The sequence below is a fragment of the Metabacillus crassostreae genome, from assembly GCF_016908395.1.
Classification (GTDB): Bacteria; Bacillota; Bacilli; order Bacillales; family Bacillaceae; genus Metabacillus; species Metabacillus crassostreae.
This window is the reverse complement of the sequence record NZ_JAFBDU010000005.1, coordinates 124,771-145,381: the sequence shown is the minus strand read 5'-3', so window position 1 is coordinate 145,381 and position 20,611 is coordinate 124,771. Positions and strand designations below refer to the sequence as shown.

Annotated in this window: 19 protein-coding genes; 4 read left to right on the top strand and 15 right to left on the bottom strand. The window is 35.1% G+C overall.

Annotated elements, in window-relative coordinates:
* Positions 1 to 102: 102 nt before the first annotated feature.
* Entirely contained in the window at positions 103 to 1,311 is a 1,209-nt protein-coding gene (locus tag JOC75_RS15835; RefSeq protein ID WP_204954984.1) for an MFS transporter, read from the bottom strand.
* A 430-nt stretch (positions 1,312 to 1,741) separates the two neighbouring features.
* On the opposite strand from JOC75_RS15835, the gene JOC75_RS15830 reads away from it, so the two are divergent.
* Complete coding sequence (locus JOC75_RS15830) at positions 1,742 to 2,008, top strand: spore morphogenesis/germination protein YwcE (protein WP_204954983.1); 267 nt, start codon at positions 1,742 to 1,744, stop codon at positions 2,006 to 2,008.
* A 73-nt stretch (positions 2,009 to 2,081) separates the two neighbouring features.
* Here JOC75_RS15830 and qoxD read toward each other — a convergent pair whose 3' ends face one another.
* The 7 genes from qoxD to JOC75_RS15795 all read right to left on the bottom strand — a co-directional run bounded on the left by qoxD (position 2,082) and on the right by JOC75_RS15795 (position 10,194).
* Positions 2,082 to 2,372, bottom strand: a complete 291-nt coding sequence (gene qoxD / locus JOC75_RS15825; protein ID WP_204954982.1) for a cytochrome aa3 quinol oxidase subunit IV — start codon at positions 2,370 to 2,372, stop codon at positions 2,082 to 2,084.
* A 1-nt stretch (position 2,373) separates the two neighbouring features.
* Positions 2,374 to 2,970 (bottom strand): cytochrome aa3 quinol oxidase subunit III, encoded by a 597-nt coding sequence (gene qoxC / locus JOC75_RS15820; protein ID WP_146949733.1) that lies wholly within the window; start codon positions 2,968 to 2,970, stop codon positions 2,374 to 2,376.
* 3 nt (positions 2,971 to 2,973) lie between these two features.
* Positions 2,974 to 4,917 carry a cytochrome aa3 quinol oxidase subunit I gene (gene qoxB / locus JOC75_RS15815; RefSeq protein ID WP_204954981.1) on the bottom strand — a complete coding sequence of 648 codons (1,944 nt, stop codon included), beginning with the start codon at positions 4,915 to 4,917 and terminating at the stop codon, positions 2,974 to 2,976.
* Between the two features lie 82 nt (positions 4,918 to 4,999).
* Entirely contained in the window at positions 5,000 to 5,929 is a 930-nt protein-coding gene (qoxA, locus tag JOC75_RS15810) for a cytochrome aa3 quinol oxidase subunit II (RefSeq protein ID WP_204954980.1), read from the bottom strand.
* A gap of 307 nt (positions 5,930 to 6,236) precedes the next feature.
* Positions 6,237 to 7,211 (bottom strand): nuclease-related domain-containing protein, encoded by a 975-nt coding sequence (locus JOC75_RS15805; RefSeq protein ID WP_204954979.1) that lies wholly within the window; start codon positions 7,209 to 7,211, stop codon positions 6,237 to 6,239.
* Positions 7,212 to 7,511: 300 nt separating this feature from the next.
* Positions 7,512 to 7,976, bottom strand: a complete 465-nt coding sequence (locus tag JOC75_RS15800) for an SRPBCC family protein (RefSeq protein ID WP_204954978.1) — start codon at positions 7,974 to 7,976, stop codon at positions 7,512 to 7,514.
* Positions 7,977 to 8,016: 40 nt separating this feature from the next.
* Positions 8,017 to 10,194 carry a DNA topoisomerase III gene (locus JOC75_RS15795; protein WP_204954977.1) on the bottom strand — a complete coding sequence of 726 codons (2,178 nt, stop codon included), beginning with the start codon at positions 10,192 to 10,194 and terminating at the stop codon, positions 8,017 to 8,019.
* Between the two features lie 245 nt (positions 10,195 to 10,439).
* Between JOC75_RS15795 and JOC75_RS15790 the strand changes: the two genes are divergently transcribed.
* On the top strand, positions 10,440 to 11,996 hold the full coding sequence (locus tag JOC75_RS15790; protein ID WP_204954976.1) for an ABC-F family ATP-binding cassette domain-containing protein: 1,557 nt from the start codon (positions 10,440 to 10,442) through the stop codon (positions 11,994 to 11,996).
* A 146-nt stretch (positions 11,997 to 12,142) separates the two neighbouring features.
* On the opposite strand, the gene JOC75_RS15785 is transcribed toward JOC75_RS15790, so the two are convergent.
* The 6 genes from JOC75_RS15785 to JOC75_RS15760 form a co-directional block, all read right to left on the bottom strand.
* Positions 12,143 to 12,982, bottom strand: a complete 840-nt coding sequence (locus JOC75_RS15785; RefSeq protein WP_204954975.1) for an STAS domain-containing protein — start codon at positions 12,980 to 12,982, stop codon at positions 12,143 to 12,145.
* Positions 12,983 to 12,995: 13 nt separating this feature from the next.
* Entirely contained in the window at positions 12,996 to 13,628 is a 633-nt protein-coding gene (locus JOC75_RS15780; protein WP_204954974.1) for a response regulator transcription factor, read from the bottom strand.
* Complete coding sequence (locus JOC75_RS15775; RefSeq protein ID WP_204954973.1) at positions 13,621 to 14,664, bottom strand: sensor histidine kinase; 1,044 nt, start codon at positions 14,662 to 14,664, stop codon at positions 13,621 to 13,623. The genes JOC75_RS15780 and JOC75_RS15775 overlap by 8 nt, the downstream gene beginning before the upstream one ends.
* Positions 14,661 to 15,398, bottom strand: a complete 738-nt coding sequence (gene liaF, locus JOC75_RS15770) for a cell wall-active antibiotics response protein LiaF (protein ID WP_239589515.1) — start codon at positions 15,396 to 15,398, stop codon at positions 14,661 to 14,663. The genes JOC75_RS15775 and liaF overlap by 4 nt, the downstream gene beginning before the upstream one ends.
* 268 nt (positions 15,399 to 15,666) lie before the next feature.
* Positions 15,667 to 16,314, bottom strand: a complete 648-nt coding sequence (locus tag JOC75_RS15765) for a PspA/IM30 family protein (RefSeq protein WP_204954972.1) — start codon at positions 16,312 to 16,314, stop codon at positions 15,667 to 15,669.
* A gap of 41 nt (positions 16,315 to 16,355) precedes the next feature.
* Positions 16,356 to 16,706, bottom strand: a complete 351-nt coding sequence (locus tag JOC75_RS15760; RefSeq protein WP_204954971.1) for a lmo0954 family membrane protein — start codon at positions 16,704 to 16,706, stop codon at positions 16,356 to 16,358.
* A 431-nt stretch (positions 16,707 to 17,137) separates the two neighbouring features.
* Here JOC75_RS15760 and JOC75_RS15755 point away from each other — a divergent pair, with 431 nt between their 5' ends.
* Positions 17,138 to 18,679, top strand: a complete 1,542-nt coding sequence (locus JOC75_RS15755; RefSeq protein ID WP_239589514.1) for an FAD-dependent oxidoreductase — start codon at positions 17,138 to 17,140, stop codon at positions 18,677 to 18,679.
* Between the two features lie 524 nt (positions 18,680 to 19,203).
* Here JOC75_RS15755 and desB read toward each other — a convergent pair.
* Positions 19,204 to 20,322: a Delta(10) desaturase DesB gene (gene desB, locus JOC75_RS15750; RefSeq protein WP_204954970.1), complete on the bottom strand. Its 1,119-nt coding sequence runs from the start codon at positions 20,320 to 20,322 to the stop codon at positions 19,204 to 19,206.
* A 135-nt stretch (positions 20,323 to 20,457) separates the two neighbouring features.
* Between desB and JOC75_RS15745 the strand changes: the two genes are divergently transcribed.
* On the top strand, positions 20,458 to 20,604 hold the full coding sequence (locus JOC75_RS15745; protein WP_204954969.1) for a hypothetical protein: 147 nt from the start codon (positions 20,458 to 20,460) through the stop codon (positions 20,602 to 20,604).
* Positions 20,605 to 20,611: the final 7 nt, after the last annotated feature.

Below are 20,611 nucleotides of genomic sequence, written 5' to 3'. Positions count from 1 at the left end.
TGAAAGAGTAGCATTTGTTTAAAACTTATCCTAGGTATTATATGGAGAATTTTCAAATCTACAAAAAAGAGATTAGCGTTAACTAACCTCTTTTAATCGTATTTATGCCAATTCCCTCTGTTTTGTTTCTTCTCCTAAGAACAGTACAGCCATAGCTCCGATAAATATTGCGATAGCAAATATTAAGAATATCGCATTAATCGATACATCTGCAGCTACTAAATATCCAACTAATAGTGGGCCAAGTATTCCACCAATTCTTCCAAATGAAGCGGCTAAACCAGCACCTGTTCCGCGAATTTCTGTCGGATAATGCTCTGGTGTATATGCATATAATCCACCCCATGCACCTAAGTTAAAGAAGGAAAGGAAAATTCCTGATGTTAATAATAAAGGTAGAGAATCGGCATTTCCAAAGAAATATGCACTAACTGCAGTTCCGATTAAGAAGGTAACAAGCACAAATTTACGTCCGGCACGTTCAATGAAATAAGCAGCAGTGAAGTAACCAGGTAATTGAGCAAGTGTCATGATCAACACATATTGAAAGCTTTTAATTAAGCTAAAGCCCTTCATAACCATTACACTTGGTAGCCATAAAAACATTCCGTAATAAGAGAAAACAATACAAAACCATAAAATCCATAACATTGTTGTTTGTTTTGTGTAAGGCTTTTTCCAAACCTTTGATATTTTCATCCATGAAGACTCTTTTTGTTTAGATACACTTACTGCTTGGAATCTAGGAGAGTCTGGTAATTTCAGTCTTAAATATAAAGCATAAAATGCAGGTAGGGCACTTAATAGTAATGCTGCCTGCCATCCATAGCTCGGAATGACAAAATATGAAATAAGTGCCGCAAGTAGCCAACCAGCCGCCCAGAAGCTTTCTAATAAAACAACAACCTTTCCTCTTTCATTAGCAGGTACACTCTCTGAAACAAGTGTTGATGCTACAGGAAGCTCCCCACCTAATCCAGCACCGATAAAAAAGCGGAGGATAAGAAAGAGTGTTAAAGATGTAACAAAAGCAGAAATACCACTACCTACTGAGAATAAAAGTAATGTAATAATGAAGACATTTTTACGACCGACTTTATCAGCCATCAAACCAAATACTAGAGCACCTACAGCCATACCAATTGAATTTACACTACCTATCCAGCCCATCTGAGATGTTGTTAAATTCCAATCCTTCTGCAGAGCTGCAATAATGAATGATAGAATCCCAACGTCCATTGCATCAAACATCCATCCAAGGCCTGCGATACCTAGTAATTTTCTTCGAGATAATTCTTGAGTTTTTACCATTTCGACCACCTTTCACTAGTAGAGCCTCAAATAGTGGTGTTCACTTTATTGCCACACATGTAAAAATTACCGGTTGATTTTTACATCAAGTATATAATTTATTCCTGAAACCTGTTCATAATCTTAAGATTTATTTCTTGGTTTACTTAGGAATTAATGTGTAAAGTTTAAAAAGCCCACTAAAAGGTTAAATAAAACGTAACACTACTAAATATTATTTTTTAAATACTCCATCTTCACTTATACTCAAACAAATTTATATAGTCAATGTATATTACTTAACATTCCAAATTCTTTTTAAAATCATTCACATTTTACTTTATTTATTAGCTTGTCCTATGTTATATTAATTGTAACAAAATGTTCACAAAACATTCTTTTTTTAGACACAAAACTGAAAGCGTCAACATTTTAAAGGAGCTGATACAAAATGGACGTATTCTTTGCTTATTTACTATTTTCAAGTGCGACACCACTATTTCTATGGAAAGAAAACAAAAAACTTGCGATCCTTCAAATGCCTGTTATAGCACTAATGTGGATCATGTTTGCTTTATATATGACAACTAGCTTTGGCACATTGGAATTCACATTATTCGGTATCATTTTCGCAATAAATGTTCTTGCTGCTCTTGGAACAGGTTTTTACGTATATCTGTCTCACTTTTCAAAACGAGTAAAAGATTATATTTATTAAAAACGTTACACAATACAAAAAAGGTATGACTCTTAAATTGAGTCATACCTTTTTTGATTGTACAGCTATTTAATTAATATCCGCCCATATCCCATACCATTATTAGTAATGTACCGAATACTGTTACAAGAGCGATAAAAATTCCATAATAGATATTAAGATAAATCGCATTTTTATCTTCAGATTCACCAGCATGCATAAATACTACTAGTTGAAGACCAGCTTGGATAAATGCTGTGATAAGCAGTATTGTCATACCTAAAGCGAATGACATATCTAAGAAATATACTGCAAGTGCAACGACAGTTAAAGCTAATGAAAACGCAAAACCCATGACTTGTTTCATTGGAAATAGCTCTCTCATCTTACATCATTCCTTTCAAATAGATGAAGCTAAAGATAAAGATCCAGACAACATCTAGGAAATGCCAGTAAAGTGAGAAAATAAATGATTTGTTAGCTGTTTCAGGTGTTAATCCACGTTTTTTCACTTGGATCATAATAAACAATCCCCAGAACAACCCAAGTGATACGTGAGCACCATGTGTTCCTAATGTTGTTAATAAAATCGAAGTGAATGCACTAGTTTGCAATCCTGCACCTTCGTGGACATATAAAGCAAATTCATAGATTTCGACTCCTAGGAAAGCTAACCCAAGAAGAAGTGTAATTCCAAAGAAGGTTAACATTGCTTTTTGTCTACCAAGTCGCATGGCATGAATGGCTAGCCCTATTGTAAAACTACTTGTTAATAATAAAAGTGTTTCAATTAAAACGGGTGTAATGTGAAATATTTCTGCTGCAGTTGGACCATCTGCAGTACGTCCTTCTAGTGTGAAATATGATGCAAAAAGTGTTGCAAACAGCATAATTTCGGCACCTAGGAATATCCAAAATCCTAATATCTTTAACCGATTTTCTTCGGTACTATATTCAAGCGGAAGCGAGTTATCTATTTTCATTTATTACGCACCTCGCAATTCTGATTCAGTTTCTTCAATCTCTTTCACAGAGATGTAACGTCCATGATCTTTTTCAAATGAACGTACTGTCATACATACAAAGATTCCTATTGTTGTAATAATTGCTGGGATCCATAAGCTAAATACCAATGAGAAGCCCCAAACAAAGAATATACAGCTTAAGATAAACGGTAAACCACTGTTGTTAGGCATATGAATCTTTTCATATTCACCTTTAAATAATACATGTCCTTTTTTCTTTGCATCCCAGAATGCTTCTTCAGACTTAACTTCTGGAATAATTGCAAAGTTATATTCTGGAACAGGTGTATGTGTTGCCCACTCAAGCGTACGTGCATTCCAAGGATCTGAACCAATATCTCTTGATGCATAACGGAAGCTATAGTAGATGTTATAAACAATCAGAACAAAGCTGATTCCCATTATTGTAGCTCCACCAAATGAAACCATGTTTAGTGGACCAAATCCTGTTGACTCAGAATATGTGTACATACGACGTGCTTGACCATCTAGTCCTGTAATATACATTGGGATAAACGCCAAGATAAATCCTATAGACATTAACCATGCTGTCCATTTTCCGATTCTCTCATTTAACATGAAACCGAAAAGTTTTGGCCAGTAGTAAGTGAATCCTGCAAGCATAGCGTAAACTACACCTGGAATAATAACATTGTGGAAGTGAGCTACTAAGAACATCGTATTATGATACTGATAATCTGCAGCTGACATCGCAAGCATTACTCCTGTTACTCCACCTAAAGTGAATAGAGGAATAAAAAGTAAAGAGTAAAGCATTGGTGTTGGCACAGTAATTTTTCCTTTGCGAAGTGTTAGTATCCAGTTGAAAATCTTAACACCTGTTGGAACAGCTATTGCCATAGTTGTTACAGAGAAAATACTGTTTGTAAATGCCCCTTGACCCATTGTAAAGAAGTGATGAGCCCAAACGATAAATGATAGAAGTGAGATAATAACCATTGATCCTACCATTGATTTGTATCCATATAAGTTACGTCTGGCGAATGTAGATATAATTTCACTAAAAATACCAAACGCAGGTAAAATTAAGATATAAACCTCAGGATGTCCCCATACCCAGAAGATATTAGCCCAAAGCATATCCATACCGCCGTTATCAAGTGTAAAGAAGTTCGTGCCGAACAATCTGTCCATTGTTCCCATTGCAAGTGCCACTGTTAAGACAGGGAAAGCAAATACGATAATTGCACTAGCAATTAAAGAAGACCATGTGAACATTGGCATTTTCATTAACGTCATACCAGGTGCTCTCATTTTAAGGATCGTTGTAATAAAGTTAATACCTGTCATTAATGTACCAATACCAGCAATCTGAATGGCAATCATATAATAATTCGTACCAACTGACTTACTAAATTCGTTCCCTGCAAGTGGGAAATACGAAGTCCACCCAGCATCAGGAGAACCACCAATTACGAATGAGATATTAAATAACATTGCACCCATAAAGAACAACCAAAAGCTCAATGCATTCAATCGTGGGAAAGCAACATCACGTGCTCCAATTTGTAATGGAACAACAAAGTTCATAAAGAACATGATAAATGGCATCGCCATAAATAAAATCATAACAATTCCATGAGTTGTAAAAATTTCATTATAATGCTGCGAATCTAATAAAACATTATCAGGAACAGCAAGCTGTGCACGCATCATAATCGCATCTACTCCACCACGGAAAAGCATCACTAAGGCAGAAAGTAAATACATAATACCGATTTTTTTATGGTCTACAGTTGTTAACCATTCACGCCATAAATAACCCCATTTTTTAAAGTACGTTAACCCTGCAAGTATTCCTATAACAGTAAGTCCAATAGATACCATTGCTATATAAATCGGAAGACTTGGATGAGGTATGGCAAAGCGTTCGAAAAATTCCATTCTATTTTGACTCCTTTCGGAAGTGAAATATCCGTAATGATAAAACCTTTTTATTAAGGATTTAGCTCTTTAAAAACCTCTATTAATGATGACTATGATCTGTTTCTTCTGATGAATGTGAATCTGTTTCTTCTCCATGATTTTCATGGTCTTCATGATCTTCATCATCTGTTGAGCCATGATTATGGTGACCTTCTGGTGGTGAATTGAATTCTAAGTGTGTACCAGTGAATGTCATACGTCCAAGATGACCAGGCTCAAGTAATTCCTCGAATTTATTTTCTGTTATCGGTTCAGCTGTTTTCTTTACTTCTTCTACCCACTCATCAAACTCTTCTTGTGACATAGCTGTTACATCAAAAATATTTTCAGCAAAGCCTGCACCACTAAAGTTTGCATTTCGTCCCATATAGTCTCCAGCAACATCTGCTGCTAAATGAAGGGTTGTCACATGGTCATTCATCGCATATTTCTGCCCACCCAATTGTGGAATCCAGAAGCTTGTAATGGGTCCATGAGAATATAATTTAAATTCAAGAGCACGATCTGTTGGAATATATAAATAGTTAACTGTTTCGATTCCTTCTTCAGGATAACTAAAATGCCATTTCCAGTTAGATGATGAAGCATAAACAACTAATGGCTCTTTATCTTCATAACCTTTTGGTGCTGACTCTACAATATAGTTACTCTGTACGGAAACAAATGAAAGGTACGCAACGATAAGGATTGGAATACCAATCATAACTGCCTCTACCCAAATATTCCCTTCAATATGTGGTGGCTCATAATCATCTGCTTGTTTAGAAGCACGATATTTTACTAACGTCATAACCAATAACACTAATACAACAATAACAATACCTAGCATAATTCCCATTGATAATAGAATGTCACTAGCGAGTCTTTCTGCTTGAGGACCTTTAGGATCTAATACCAATAAAGGCTCACAACCTGCAAGTACTGTCATAGCAGATAAAATAATTGTGAATAAAGCCAATTTCAATTTCATACAAGTACTCCTTTCTTTAAAAACACATAAACTTTCAATCTATTCTTTGGAACTACATAAATCCGAAAAGCAATTGTGAACAAATGAACTAATTACAATTCGATATAATTTAAAATAAACTGTGTGAAAGATCACACAAACTGCTTACTCACATCATATCAGACGTTCGCTTCTCTGATAATCAATAAAAAGAAGTGTCATGCAACGTTCAACGGATGATCACGAATTCGTAATAATTTGATCATAAATTGTTCACTTATTTGGAAAAAATACTACTGTAATGGGAGGTTGTGCATTAGTTGGATGGTTATTCTTTATCAATTAAGGATAATTTGTACACTTTTGATTTTGTGGATCCATGAGATGAGTGAGTTACAGAGTTTAGAATCCTTACAGCTAATGTAGGAGAAGAAATACATATATGTTTTCTTAATTGCTTATTTGTAATATCTTGACCAAATAATAGATAGTAGTCATTTAATGCCAGAATATGTGCTTCTTTATCTTTTGTTTGACATCTAGGACAACACCAACTCCCAAATATCCTTGCCATACCTAACGTTTTACAAGCTGGACATATTACACCTTTAAGTACCTCTTTTTCATCTATTTCAAACCTAGGTAAAACAGGTTGAAATTGCTCTATGTGGTTTTTCTTCAATTGCCTTGCTAATTTCTTCATATCTTTGTCAGTAAACATTTGTTTTGAAAAGAGTTTTTGAATTTGTAGGATTTTAAAGGGAAGGTAATTGATGTTGATGACAATGTCATTTAACCGTTGATTTTCAGGAGATGTCCGGATGAGAGTGTTTGTATTGCTTATTACAACAAGAGGAATAATTGGAACTTCTGGAAACTGTTTATTGCCTAGCCATTTCTTTAGCTTTGTAACATGCTGCTGCGACTGAACTATTGGATCTGGAAAAGCAGTTTCTTTGCCATCTATAGTACGTATTAACTGATGAAAGTTTTGGTCAAAAAAGAGTGTACCCGCAATATTCTTTATTTCTAGATTAATTATAAAGCTACTATTGATGAGGATAGAATCAAGTTGAAAGTAGTAAACATCATTTTGAAGTCGTAAATCATTTAAAATGATGAAGTCTTTTTCCGGTAACTGCTCAAGATGATAGTCAACAGCCTTTTCTCCTTTGTATCCGGCCTTTCTTTTCGCTAAACTCTCTTTTATCCTAGGTAGTTTAATATGGTCTTGTGGTAACCTGTCTACTAATGCTTCTAGTTGTAAAATAACTAGCGGCTTTTCACGTGTTTTTATGATCATTCTATCAACTCCATTCATTTATGACGTATATCTTCTATAAAAAACAGCTAATTCCTCTCTCCTTTTATATTAAATTTCGTTTGGAACTAGGAATCATCAACTTTCGCTATTAATCGTTCAACTTTGGGCGATAATCATTCAACTTTTGATGTTATTTCTTCAACTTTCATATATAATCGTTCATTCGACACCAATTAACAAATTTCGCAAAGCAAGCCCCCCCGTCAGCCACACCCACCTATGCCGACGCGCCTGCAAATTTCCCAAATACAAAAAAGCCGCATCCAAGCGGCCCACTTCCTACTTCCCACTATACCTATCTTCCGCAATCAGCTTAATATACCGATTACGCTTCACTAAAAAGTCCTTCATATACTGCTCGAGAAAAAGTCGATCTGCTATTCTGCCTATAAAGCCAAATGGAGATGTGTAATCAAACGAATCCACCATCAATGTACCATTTTCTTTTTCGATAAATTCGTGAACATGATAAAAGCGTTTGAATGCACCTTTTTCCATTTCATCAACAAACCTGTTTGGAAAATCCAGTTCTGTTATGCGTACAGTTAGGTTCTGTTTTAATCCAAAATGAACGGCTTCCCATGTTACCGTTTCATTCAATCCAATCAAGCCGCTTGTTACACCAGCAACTGCGCGTTCATTCGTTTGGCTTGTTGATTGGGTGTGAATATCAATATCCCGCGCAATATCAAAGCAAATGTGGCGCGGTGCATAAATAAACATATCCGTTTTAATAAGTGGCATGTTAATCTTCCTATTCTAAAAATCGTTCACTTGCAGGGAATTACTTCTTAAGATTAAGCTTAGCTAACGCATCTGCTAGTGCATTGTTAGTAAACTCGTCATCTTGTTTTTTCATATATTGTGCAACATCACGTTTGGAGACTTTACTGTTTTGATTTTTTTTACGTCTTTCCTGGAATGTTGACATTTTTTCTCTGTGACCACAGCGGCAAGCGAACATTTGACCTTCGCCTTCACCTCGTAGCTCAAGCTTTTTATGGCAATTTGGACAGCGAGCATTGGTAACTTTTGAAACACCCTTTTTATAGCCGCATTCACGATCCTGACAAACAAGCATTTTTCCTTTTTTGCCATTCACTTCAAGAAGAAGCTTACTGCATTCTGGACATTTCTTTCCTGTTACATTGTCATGCTTAAAGGTTTGCTTGCTATTTTTTATTTCATTTACAACCTCTTTGGCATAATGCTTCATTTCATTTAAAAAGGTTTGCTTCGGTAAAGAGCCTTTTGAGATTTTTGTTAGCTTTCTCTCCCACTCTGCTGTTAACACTGGAGATTTTAAATCTCCAGGAACTAGTGTTAACAGCTGTTTACCTTTTGAAGTAATGAACAGTTCTTTCCCCTTCTTTTCTATTAAGAAGCTACTATATAATTTCTCAATAATATCAGCTCTTGTTGCAACAGTGCCTAATCCACCTGTTTCACCTATTGTTTGGATTAGCTCTTTGCTTTCTCCTGCCATATATTTTGTTGGATTTTCCATTGCCGAAAGAAGAGCTGCTTCATTAAAGCGTGAAGGTGGTTTTGTTTCACCTGTTGTTTTTGATAATGATGTTAGTGAAAGCTTGTCACCTTTTGATAAGGAAGGAAGTGTTTGTTCGTCATCACTGTCCTCGTCTTTGTAGTCGGTGTAAACCTCTTTCCAGCCAAGAGAAACAATTTGTTTTCCTTTTGCAAAAAATGGCTCATTCCCGATTTCAGTTGTTACAATCGTTTGATCATATTGATAAGCAGGTAATAAAACAGCTAAAAAACGCTTCACAACTAAGTCATAAATTTTTCTTTCTTTATCACTGAGAGCACTCATCGGTACAGACTCTTCTGTTGGAATAATCGCATGGTGATCTGAAACCTTTTGATCATCAACAAATGATTTATTTGCTTTTATCGGTTGTTTTGTAATTTTTGCAATAACTGCAGCATGCTCCTTTGTTCGGCAGGCATCAAGTCGATCTTTTAATGTAGAAACAAGATCACTTGTTAAATAGCGTGAATCGGTTCTTGGATATGTTAATACTTTATGCTGCTCATATAGCTTTTGCATGATTGAAAGTGTTTCTTTTGCAGAATAACCATATCGTTTATTTGCATCACGCTGAAGCTCAGTTAAATCGTATAGTGCAGGTGAATAGGATTTTTTCGGCGTTGTTTTCACATCAACAACGACTGCTGATTTATTTTTCAAAACCTTTAATTTTTGATCAAGCTGTTCTTCAGCAAATGTTTTTGCATCCTTCGTTTTAGCATCTTGCCAAATAAGAGATAATCCGTCATTTGTTACAGCCTTCATGCCATAAAATTTCTTAGGCTTGAAGCTACGGATTTCCTCCTCGCGCTGAGCAATCATGGCAAGTGTTGGTGTTTGGACGCGACCAGTAGATAGCTGGGCATTATACTTTGTTGTTAGTGCACGTGTTGCATTTAACCCAACGATCCAATCTGCTTCTGCTCTGGCAACAGCTGATGCATATAAATTTTCATATTCCTTACCACTTTTAAGCTTACGGAAGCCCTCTTTAATGGCTTTATCTGTCACAGATGAAATCCAAAGGCGTTTAATTGGCTTGTTCACATGTGCTTTTTCAATGATCCAGCGAGCAACAAGCTCTCCTTCACGACCTGCATCAGTTGCAATGACAATATTTCCTACATCTTTACGTAAAAGCTGAGATTTAACAGCTTGAAATTGTTTTCCTGTTTTTTTAATCACTACAAGCTTTAATGGTGAAGGTAGCATTGGTAAGTCTTCTAGACGCCAGGATTTATAGTTTTCACCATATGTTTCTGGGTCAGCTAAAGTCACAAGATGACCTAATGCCCATGTAACGATATATTGATCTCCTTCAAGATATCCGTTTCCTTTTTTATGACAATTTAATACTCTAGCTAAATCTCTTCCTACAGAAGGCTTTTCAGCTAAAACAACAGTTTTACTCATCAAAACATCCTTTCACATACACATAGTCCTTGTTCTATTATAAGTGTATTTACTTCGTAAATCTAATTTGTTTTCGTACCCATTTTTTTAAAACAAGCATGATCATAGTAAATGTTTATTGTCATAGGTTAAATTGAAAAAACATTGAAAAATCAAAATACTTCATCTATATACCAATAGCTTATTAAATAAAAAAATAGTAGAATGAGGCAAGATACTGTTTATTTTTGGAGGGTTAAAGAGAAATGAGTCTATTAACAATCGATAATCTCGGTCATAGCTTTGGAGATCGAACATTATTTAAAGACGTTTCACTTCGCTTATTAGCGGGAGAACGTGTAGGTCTTGTTGGTGCAAATGGCGTAGGTAAATCTACGATGATGAATATTATTACAGGGCAGCTGATTCATGACGATGGGCGTGTTGAATGGACTCCAGGTGTTCGTTATGGTTACCTTGATCAACATACAGTTTTAACAAAAGGGAAAACAATCCGTGATATTTTAAACGATGCTTTTTTACCTTTATTTGAGAAAGAAAAGGAATTAAATGAAGTAACAGATAAAATGGCAACTGCAAGTCCTGAGGAGCTTGAAGAATTGCTAGAAAAAATGGCAGAAATTCAAGATCGTCTAGATGCTGGAGGCTTCTATTTATTAGATATGAAGGTCGAAGAAACAGCTCGTGGTCTTGGTCTTGATGCGATTGGTTTAGAACGTGATGTATCTGCATTAAGTGGTGGTCAGCGTACAAAGGTATTACTTGCAAAGCTTTTACTTGAACAGCCTGATGTTCTTTTACTCGATGAGCCGACCAACTATTTGGACGTAGAGCATATTCGCTGGTTAAGCAATTATTTACGAGAATATCCACATGCTTTCCTATTAATCTCACATGATACAGAATTTATGAATGGTGTATCAAACGTTATTTTCCATTTAGAATTTTCAAAACTGACACGTTATACAGCAACTTATGAGAAGTTCTTAGAGCTTGCTGAAATTAATAAAAATCAACATATACATGCGTATGAAAAACAAAAGGAATTCATTAAAAAGCAAGAAGACTTTATTGCTAAAAATAAAGCACGCTATTCAACAACAGGTCGTGCAAAAAGTCGTCAAAAACAGCTTGATCGTATCGAACGAATTGATCGTCCTGAAACAGCTGTGAAGCCAACATTTGAATTCAAAGAATCTCGTGGAAGTAGCCGCTTTGTTTTTGAAGCAAAGGATCTTGAAATTGGCTACAATGAGCCTCTTTTACCTAAGCTAACGATGACAATTGAACGTGGAGAAAAAATTGCGATTGTTGGTTGTAATGGTATTGGTAAATCAACATTATTAAAAACAATTCTTGGGAAAATTGATCCACTAGGTGGTAAGGTAAATCGTGGTGATTTCCTATTTCCTTCTTATTTTGAACAAGAAGTAAAAGCTGATTCTATTACGCCAATCGATGATGTATGGAATGCTTTCCCAAGCTTAGATCAACATCAAGTAAGAGCTCTTTTAGCACGTAGTGGTTTAAAAAACGAGCATATTTCACGACCATTAACACAATTAAGTGGTGGAGAGCAGGCAAAGGTTCGTTTATGTAAGCTACAAATGAACGAAAGCAACTGGTTACTATTTGATGAGCCAACAAATCACTTGGATGTGACAGCAAAAGAAGAATTAAAACGCGCAATCAAAGCCTATAAAGGAACTGTTGTCCTTGTATGCCATGAACCTGATTTTTATGAAGATTGGGTAACAAAGGTATGGGATATTGAGGATTGGGCGGAAAATAGTTCAAATTAACATGAGTAAAAAGCAGCTGAATCTTACTAGCTGCTTTTTTGTTATGTAATTTGTTTTATGATGATGCTTGTTGATTGTCAAAACCTAAGAGTTTATGAAAATAAGATTAATGATTTCAATTAAAGTAAACCCTTTTGTGTTTAAGCTTAACCCTTAGTTATTTTCTCTAATGCCTGAGCAAGAGATGCAGCTGTATGTACTTCCTCGAAATCTAGTCCTAACTGGATAGCTGTTTGCGCAATTTCAGGGCGGATTCCAGATAAAGTGGTTGAAATTCCTAATAATTTAAGTGCTTTTATCAAATTAAAGATTTCATGAGCTACCATCGTATCTATAATTGCCACTCCTGATAAATCGATACATAGATGATTGATTCCAAGCTGTGAAGATTGTGCTAATGTGTTTTCTATAATTAACTTAGCCCTCGCTGTATCAATATCACCAATCAGCGGAAGTAAGGCAACATCATTTTGAAGAAGAATAACAGGTGAGCTTAATTCATTAATCATTTCTTTTTGAGCCGCAATTTGCTTCTTTGTATTTTTATTTGCTTCATCAATATAAATATAGATAGTTAAATTAATAACCTTTCTTACAATGTTACTCCATGTGAAGAATTGGTCAATCGTCAACTGATTTTGATTTTCTTTATAAAACTTTTGAATATAAGATAAGTAAATCTCTTGTGTTCGATTAAATTCTCCTACTACATAATGAACATCAGTATCTAAATGCTTTTGATCTTTTGCTAAATGAGCAGTCCATTCTTTGAAATTCTCAAAAAATGACTTTTCTTCTGTATTAAATATTCTATGTAGCTGCATTACATATTCTTGATTTTTTTCCTTTAAGGAATTAATTGTTGCTGTATCCTGTGCAGCGTATATTGAAGATTCATCTTGACCTTCTATTTGTTGATACCATTGCTCAGTTATTTCCCAAGAATTATCTAATAGAAATTCATATAACTCATTATGTCTATGCATATTGGTCTTCCCTTCATTTTACAAGCGAGTGTTTAAAAGCATATATAACAGCCTGGGTACGATCTTGAACCTCAAGCTTGCTTAAAATATTACTCACATGAGTTTTTGCTGTTTTTAGAGCGATATATAGTTCATCAGCTATTTCCTGATTCGTTTTCCCCTGTGTCATCAGCATGAGAATCTCCATCTCTCTTGATGTTAAATGATCATGTAAAGAAATGACATCTTTTTGCCTCATTTTCATCATCATTTTTCCGGTGACTTCTGGCTCAAGTATTGATTGCCCATGAAATGTAGAGCGAACTGCATTGGCAATTTCACTAGCTTTAGATGTTTTTAACAAATAGCTAGTTGCACCTGCCTCAAGTGCTGGGTACACCTTTTCATCATCAAGAAAGCTTGTGACAATAATAATCTTTGCTTCAGGCCATGCAGCAATAATTGCTTTTGTTGCTTCTATACCATCCATTTCCTTCATAACCAAATCCATTAAAATAATATCAGGACGAAGCTCTAGGCATAATTCAACACCCTTTTTACCGTTATCAGCTTCACCAATAACATCTATATCTGATTGTGCGGATAAATAGGAGGAAACCCCTATTCTAACCATTTCATGATCATCAACAAACACCACTTTAATCATCTTTTGCACCCTCCCCTGCAAGCACAGGAACTCTCACTTCTAAACGTGTTCCTCTATTTTTTAGGCTTACAATTTTCATAGATCCTCCAAGCTCAATAGCTCGTTCATGCATATTTTGCAACCCATAAGATCCGGTTTTTTCTTCGTCAAGTTCAAAACCTACACCATCATCAGAGACTCGTAAAATAACAAAATCATCTCTTAATATTAATAAAATATCTAAGCTAGTTGCTTTTGAATGACGCAATGTATTTGAAACAGATTCCTGGAGAATTCGAAATAAGTGATCTTCAACACCCTTATCTAAAGTGATCGGTTCGATCTTCCATTTAATATCCATTGTTACTTTTTGCATTAATTCTACTAGTAACTCTTGAATTCCTTCTTGTAAGGTTTTACCCTTTAATGCAGCAGGACGTAGATGAAGCAGAAGTGCTCTCATTTCAAGCTGTGATTGATGAATCGTTTCTTCAATTAATCTTAGCTGCTTTGTTTCACGATCATCAGAAGAAGCTTTCGATTCTGTAATAGCTGACATCATCATAGAAGCAGCAAAAAGCTGTTGGCTTACAGAATCATGTAATTCTCTTGCTAATCTATTCCTCTCTTGTGATACCATTTCTTGAATTCTTTTTTCTTGATCCTCTGCCCTTTCATTTGCTAGCTTTTGAGACAGCTTTGTTTGCTCTAACATTTGCTTTTGTACCTTATCAATCTTTTTCCAAATGCTTAGTATTTCTGGTACTGAATGTGGCTCAGCAGATATCGCTTTACCTTTTTCAAGCTCACGTATCGCCATTTCTACTGAATTCAGCTGCTTTTGCCAAAACAATCCTGAAATTAGTCCATAAGAAACACCAATTAAAATACTAATACTTGGTACGATATAAATGAAAGGCAAATCAAAGATCTTTTCTTCCCATAAAGAACTCCATTTAGCTATTGGGAAAGCAGTGAAAAACAATAATGATAATAAAACAAAACAGCAAAGTGAAAAAATAGCTCCATTTAAAATTTGCCTTTGGATAATCGTCATATTCTCTTCACCTCAAGTCTACCTGTTATAAATGAAGTGAAAAGCTTTATTTTCTGTTCAGAAGGCTGATAATTTTCTGTTTCATAAACAATATTTTCATTAATAATTCTCTGTTCTTGTTCATGAAATATCGCAAGCGTTCCAGCGATTATCGAAGAATTGATATGAACCTCAACTTCGTATGGAACAAGAATTGTTACATTTCCTACTAAATGGCGAATAGATATAACTGATTCACCTTTAGGTAATACGGTTTCACTTAAATCAATCACTGTATTTCCAATCCCCACCTGGATATTAACATCATTCCACTCATAGGCATGTTCAGGTGTTTCTTGACTGGAAAAGAATCGATTATCAAATAACTTTTTACGCTCCATTAAAGGTTCTGTACGGTTTTCATTAGGTTTTTCCAACAAAATTGGTTTAATTTTCTTCGGTCTCTGCTGCGTTTGGAAAAACTGAATAATATAATATAACAAAACAACACATAAAAAGTAACGAAATGTCATCATATTTAAAACCGTGATAATAAACCATATCCACCCTATCCAAAAAAAGACCTTACCGCTAAAACGAGGCTTCCATTTTCGGCCTAAATAGATGGATCCAATCGATAAAATAAAGGTAATAATTAATCCACCATTAAAAAATAAAACCTCTAAAAAAAGAAGGAGTATTCCTATTAAAACAATCCAATTGAAGTATTCTGATTTTACGTTATTTTGTATCATAAGTGATATCCTCCTTCCTTTTTTATTTTACTCGATTTTAGTAGATAGATAGTATATTTATTTAAAAGGATCTGTACTTATTGGTAAATTCCCGTTAGCATTTGCTATCGCTGTTACTATCAACCTTATAGCTCTTATTTTTCATGCACAATAAGGCGTAGAAATCTACGCCTTTTTTAAAAAGGAAGAAGTATTTATAAGTTTTCAACCTTAGTTTTTGTGTCTAGCTCCAGGTACCTTGCTACTTTCTTAGAATACCACGTTTCGTTTATGAAACTGTATTTGTTTCTTCCATTTTTATCTTTTTTTCTAACTGAGCAATTCTTGCATCAATTGTATTACGGTGATATGTTGAATTTACTTGATGCTCAAGACGATCTAGATAGCCTTCCATTTCTTCAAAGCGAGAAAAAGCTTTTGTTGAAAGGCTATTTTGTTCAACCACTTTATTCATACGATGATGAGCTCTTGCAATATTCTCTCTTCCCATTAATTCCAAACGCTTTATTTGCATATCCTTTAATTTATGCTTCATTTCCTCATACTTTTGCTCTAATTCCTCAAGCTGACGACCTGTTTGAAGTCGAGATTCATTTAGTCGAGCTACTCTTTCCTCATAATGTGCTTGCTCTTTTATAGCAAATTCATGTAACTCAGATTCTCCAGCTTTTGCTGCAACTTCTGCTTGATGTTTGCGCTTATCTGCTAAAAATAGAGCTTCTTTATATTCACGATTAAATTCTTCTTTTAATAAATATTGACGTTCAACAAGCTTACGAACTTTTTCCGTTTCATTTTCACATTGTCTTAAATAGTGGTTAAGAACGGAAATAGGATTTTTTTGTTCCTTTTGATCAATTGCCTCGTGTAAATCAGCTGTTACTGTATCTTTAATTCTTGAAAAAATGTTTGCCATTATTTTTCTCTCCTTTTAATTGTGGTTTTACTAGTAGTTATTTAGTAATTACTTTTTAAGTTCTTCCATTCTTTTTCAAAATTCGTAAATGGATCTGCCTCTTCTTTTTCTTTTACCTTAGAAGCTTTATTCCAGTTTTTAAATACAACATACAGTACATATAAAGCGACAAAGCCAAGAACTGCTGGTAGGTTGGATGCTGACGCAAACAAAGCAATTACTCCGATTACAGCTAACAACACTTTATTAAATGTTGAGGTTGTTTTTACGAAGCCTCTATAAGAGTAATACAAAATCACAAGAGTTAATGCCAGGGCAATCATTGGCGCAAGATTTGATAGTAGGACAATAACAGCCACCCCACCTAATAATAAATAACCAAACTTCTTCATCTTTTTTCCTCCTTTCTTTTTTAAAGCGTGAAGTTTTTAATAATACCTTCAGCTCTACACAAGTTTTATTTATTGAGCTAATCTCCGTTATTACTTGTGCTCTTTTCTATGTCTTTATCTTACCTGTATTGTAAGAAGCTCAAAACGAGCTAGAGCTTTATTTTGTACTAGGACTTGAGGCGTAGAAGGAATAAGACTCATTCAATACCATTACTTTTCACATAAAATATAGTGGATTGGAGCCGAAGACACTTGTCTCCTGTGGATTAAGAGGAGAGCAAGCGTCTGGAGCACAATGGAACGATCTCATTCCTATCCACAATTTATAAAAGCGCACCAGCGTTTTTTTTTGAAAGTCTTTTTAAAAAACATACATGTTTTAACTGATATTGGAAAAAATGAAATGAACGTATATATAGGAGGTAGAAGGAATGACTGAAGAATTTCCTCAAGGAAAAATGCCTTATGAACCAGAACCATTTTGGAGAGACACTTCACAATTAAATACATTTTCACCTTTAAAAATTGATACAGAAGCTGATGTTGCCATTGTTGGAGGTGGTATTACTGGGATTACAACTGCTTATTTATTATCTAAAAAAGGCTTTAAAGTAGCTATTATTGAAGCAGGAAACCTTTTAAATGGAACAACTGGACATACAACTGCAAAGGTAACGGCACAGCATGGACTAATTTATGATGAATTCATTCAGCATTTGGGTGAAGAAAAAGCTAAGCTTTACTATGAGGCAAACAATGAGGCGCTGAACTTTATTCGTCAAACGTCGAAAGAGTTAAAAATTAATTGTGATTTTTCAGATGAAGATTCATATATGTACGCAATTAGTGATGAATACGCTAGAAAAATTCATAAAGAATTTGATGCTTATCAAAAGCTAGGAATACATAGTGAGTTTGTTGATGATATCCCTTTACCGATTGATGTTAAAGGTGCTGTTATTATGAAGTCACAAGGTCAATATCATCCACTAAATTATTTAAAAGCACTTGTCGATGAAATAATTAAGGCTGGTGGTGAAATATACGAGCAAACAACAGCTATTGATATTGATGAAACAACACCAAAACCAACCATTATCACAAGAGATGGTCATAGAGTAGCATGTCAATTTGCAATTGCTTGTTCTCATTTTCCTTTTGTTGATAAAAAAGGCTTTTATTTTGCTCGATTACATGCCGAACGCTCATATATTTTAGCTGTTCGTTCAAAGCTTGATTACCCTGGTGGGATGTTCTACAGCGCAGATTCGCCAACACGATCATTACGTTACACACCGATGAACGGAGAAAAGCTTATTTTAATAAGTGGTGATGGTCATAAAACCGGTCAAGGAAAATCAACTTATAAGCATTACCAAGCATTAGAAGAGTTTGGTGAAGAAGTTCTTGGTATTGAAGAAATTAAATATCGCTGGTCAGCTCAAGATCTTTATACATTAGATAAGGTTCCTTATGTTGGTCCAATCACTTCAAACAAAACAAATATTCTTATTGCAACAGGCTACCGTAAATGGGGTATGACAAACGGAACAGCAGCAGCACATTTACTTGCTGATCTTGTTGCAGAAAAATCTAATCCGTATGAAGAATTGTATTCACCATCTCGATTTTATGCTGATCCAAGTATCAAGAAATTCCTAAAGCAAAATATCGATGTAGCAGCACATCTTATTGAGGGAAAAATCGATATAGCAGATAAGCGTGTTGAAGATATCGGAAATGATGAAGGCTCTATCGTCATGGTGAATGGAAAACGTGCTGGCTGTTATAAAGATGCTGACGGTAACATTAATCTTGTTGATACAACGTGTACACATATGGGATGTGAAGTAGAGTGGAACAGTGGTGATCGTTCTTGGGATTGCCCATGTCATGGATCTCGATTTGATGTAGGCGGAGATGTAATCGAAGGACCTGCGAAAAAAGCTTTAAAAAAGGTGGATTTTAACTAGGGATAGACAAATGTCTATCCCTTTAAATGTTTTGACATGCTTGTTTTCTTCGTAATTAATATCCATTACCAAACAGGGTATCCGCTACAAACTAGGCTTAGTACCTCGAAAGTCAGCGATCCTTTATCTACGAACTGAGAGGCTAGGACATAATTAAAGAAATCATACAAAAAGACAAATAAATCTAAATTCAGTTAAGCTGAAAGAAACAAGTTCGTTCCATTGCGCTGCAGACACTCGCGTTCCACGGGGAGGAAGCTGGCCTCCTCAGTCAGATACGCTTGCTTAGTTTTAGGACACAGCCTTTCCTTTCTTCTAAGTAGGTGCCCTAGTGTATTCCGCTCCATTACACTAGTTCTTAAAAATAGTATGCAAAATCAAAAAATCTATTGATGACGGCAAATAAAAAACCCGAACTATTAGGTGAATGATTAATTGAAATATCACCTAATAATTCGGATTCATCATTTGCTAATACTTATTTCCCAGCCTCTTTCATCATTTTAAATATTTAATTTCTCATATTATTTATCTTTTACAACTTGTCCAACTTTGGATTTCGAAAGCTTTATGATTCTCTCTAAAGCGTCGTCTTTGTTTACTTTACGAAATGTTATGTTGGATATATCTAAACCATGACCTAGTGTTGAATAAACGTGACCTTCTCTTGGATCAATTAACTGATTTCCCTCATAGTAAAGACGCGGAGTTTTCCAAAGCGCCACTAAAGCTTGACCAATTGGCATTTCATGGTAGCGTTCAGGCCACATATTTTTCACGTGTTTTTTTACTAAAGGATAGTATTTCGAGCTCATACCAGGAAAAAGGTGATGCTCAGTGTGATAGGAAAAATTGAAATGAAGCACATCTACCCATTTTGGAACAGTTACGGTTAAGCTATTTGCCAATGGGTCATTGATCTCTGTAATTGGGTTTAATCTGTGATTAGTTGAGATATACCCCATCACAATTGCATTCGCGATAAGTAATGGAATCAAGAAAGCAAACACCCATTTTATAGGTCCCATTATAAATAGTAGCGTTATCCAAAATATCCAAGGAAGAATTAGCTGAACCCATACTGAACGGCGATGCTTTGGATTAAACTCCTTGATATACGCAGCAAACATTCTTGCTGAATGTAGTGAAAACATCAGTGTTAGTGAAGCAAAGCTGCCAAATGCTCGAACTCCGTGTGGTAAACGATAAATCCAATTTAATAATTTTGTTCTAGAAAGTCTTTCTAATGTAGGCCATGCATCAGGATCATGTTCCTCATGCTGTGTATTTACATGATGAGAAAGGTTATGCCACTTTCTCCATAATTTAGGTCCTGTACTTAATGGCCAAAAAGCAATTGCCCCAAGAAAATCACGGAGCCACGGTTTTCTGACAACTGTTCCATGTAATATCTCATGTCCAAGAAAGCCCATTGCAGCAAAGCTTGTGCCAAGTACAAATGAGATTAACAGGTAAATAAATGGATGTAGTTGAAATAAACCAATCGTTAAAAAACCTGCAACCACAATTAATAAGTAGGCTAGTCCACCCCACAGCCTACTAGGAACAGGCTTAAAAACTTTTTTAGGAAGCTTAGGGGAAATTTGCTTTGCATACCATGCAAAAGAATGAAGATCCTTCATCTAAGATGTCTCCTTCCATAACAATTGTTTTCATTTGATGTGAATTTTTAACAATGGCATAATGCCTACATTCAAACATTTTAATACCCATTTTGGTTAAACTATAATCATCAATAATTAAAAGGAGTTGTTTATATGGAAAAGCCAGCTAACAATAAACAGTCAAACTCTCTTAAAGGAAAAATTTACAGAAGAAAATCAGAAGCTCTTTCAGAATACAACATCTCACTTCCAGAACAACCTGTGCCTCAACCTAAGGATTATGAAGAAATTGAGTATTAATTTTTCT

Bases quoted from the DNA above. Each gene is read 5' to 3' on its own strand.
- JOC75_RS15795 (WP_204954977.1), bottom strand. From the start codon at position 10,194: ATGAGTAAAACTGTTGTTTTAGCTGAAAAGCCTTCTGTAGGAAGAGAT.
- JOC75_RS15790 (WP_204954976.1), top strand. From the start codon at position 10,440: ATGAGTCTATTAACAATCGATAATCTCGGTCATAGCTTTGGAGATCGA.
- JOC75_RS15785 (WP_204954975.1), bottom strand. From the start codon at position 12,982: ATGCATAGACATAATGAGTTATATGAATTTCTATTAGATAATTCTTGG.
- JOC75_RS15765 (WP_204954972.1), bottom strand. From the start codon at position 16,314: ATGGCAAACATTTTTTCAAGAATTAAAGATACAGTAACAGCTGATTTA.
- JOC75_RS15760 (WP_204954971.1), bottom strand. From the start codon at position 16,706: ATGAAGAAGTTTGGTTATTTATTATTAGGTGGGGTGGCTGTTATTGTC.
- liaF (WP_239589515.1), bottom strand. From the start codon at position 15,398: ATGATACAAAATAACGTAAAATCAGAATACTTCAATTGGATTGTTTTA.
- JOC75_RS15755 (WP_239589514.1), top strand. From the start codon at position 17,138: ATGACTGAAGAATTTCCTCAAGGAAAAATGCCTTATGAACCAGAACCA.
- JOC75_RS15775 (WP_204954973.1), bottom strand. From the start codon at position 14,664: ATGACGATTATCCAAAGGCAAATTTTAAATGGAGCTATTTTTTCACTT.
- JOC75_RS15780 (WP_204954974.1), bottom strand. From the start codon at position 13,628: ATGATTAAAGTGGTGTTTGTTGATGATCATGAAATGGTTAGAATAGGG.
- JOC75_RS15835 (WP_204954984.1), bottom strand. From the start codon at position 1,311: ATGGTAAAAACTCAAGAATTATCTCGAAGAAAATTACTAGGTATCGCA.
- qoxA (WP_204954980.1), bottom strand. From the start codon at position 5,929: ATGAAATTGAAATTGGCTTTATTCACAATTATTTTATCTGCTATGACA.
- qoxD (WP_204954982.1), bottom strand. From the start codon at position 2,372: ATGAGAGAGCTATTTCCAATGAAACAAGTCATGGGTTTTGCGTTTTCA.
- qoxB (WP_204954981.1), bottom strand. From the start codon at position 4,917: ATGGAATTTTTCGAACGCTTTGCCATACCTCATCCAAGTCTTCCGATT.
- JOC75_RS15800 (WP_204954978.1), bottom strand. From the start codon at position 7,976: ATGCCACTTATTAAAACGGATATGTTTATTTATGCACCGCGCCACATT.
- JOC75_RS15745 (WP_204954969.1), top strand. From the start codon at position 20,458: ATGGAAAAGCCAGCTAACAATAAACAGTCAAACTCTCTTAAAGGAAAA.
- desB (WP_204954970.1), bottom strand. From the start codon at position 20,322: ATGAAGGATCTTCATTCTTTTGCATGGTATGCAAAGCAAATTTCCCCT.
- JOC75_RS15805 (WP_204954979.1), bottom strand. From the start codon at position 7,211: ATGATCATAAAAACACGTGAAAAGCCGCTAGTTATTTTACAACTAGAA.
- qoxC (WP_146949733.1), bottom strand. From the start codon at position 2,970: ATGAAAATAGATAACTCGCTTCCGCTTGAATATAGTACCGAAGAAAAT.
- JOC75_RS15830 (WP_204954983.1), top strand. From the start codon at position 1,742: ATGGACGTATTCTTTGCTTATTTACTATTTTCAAGTGCGACACCACTA.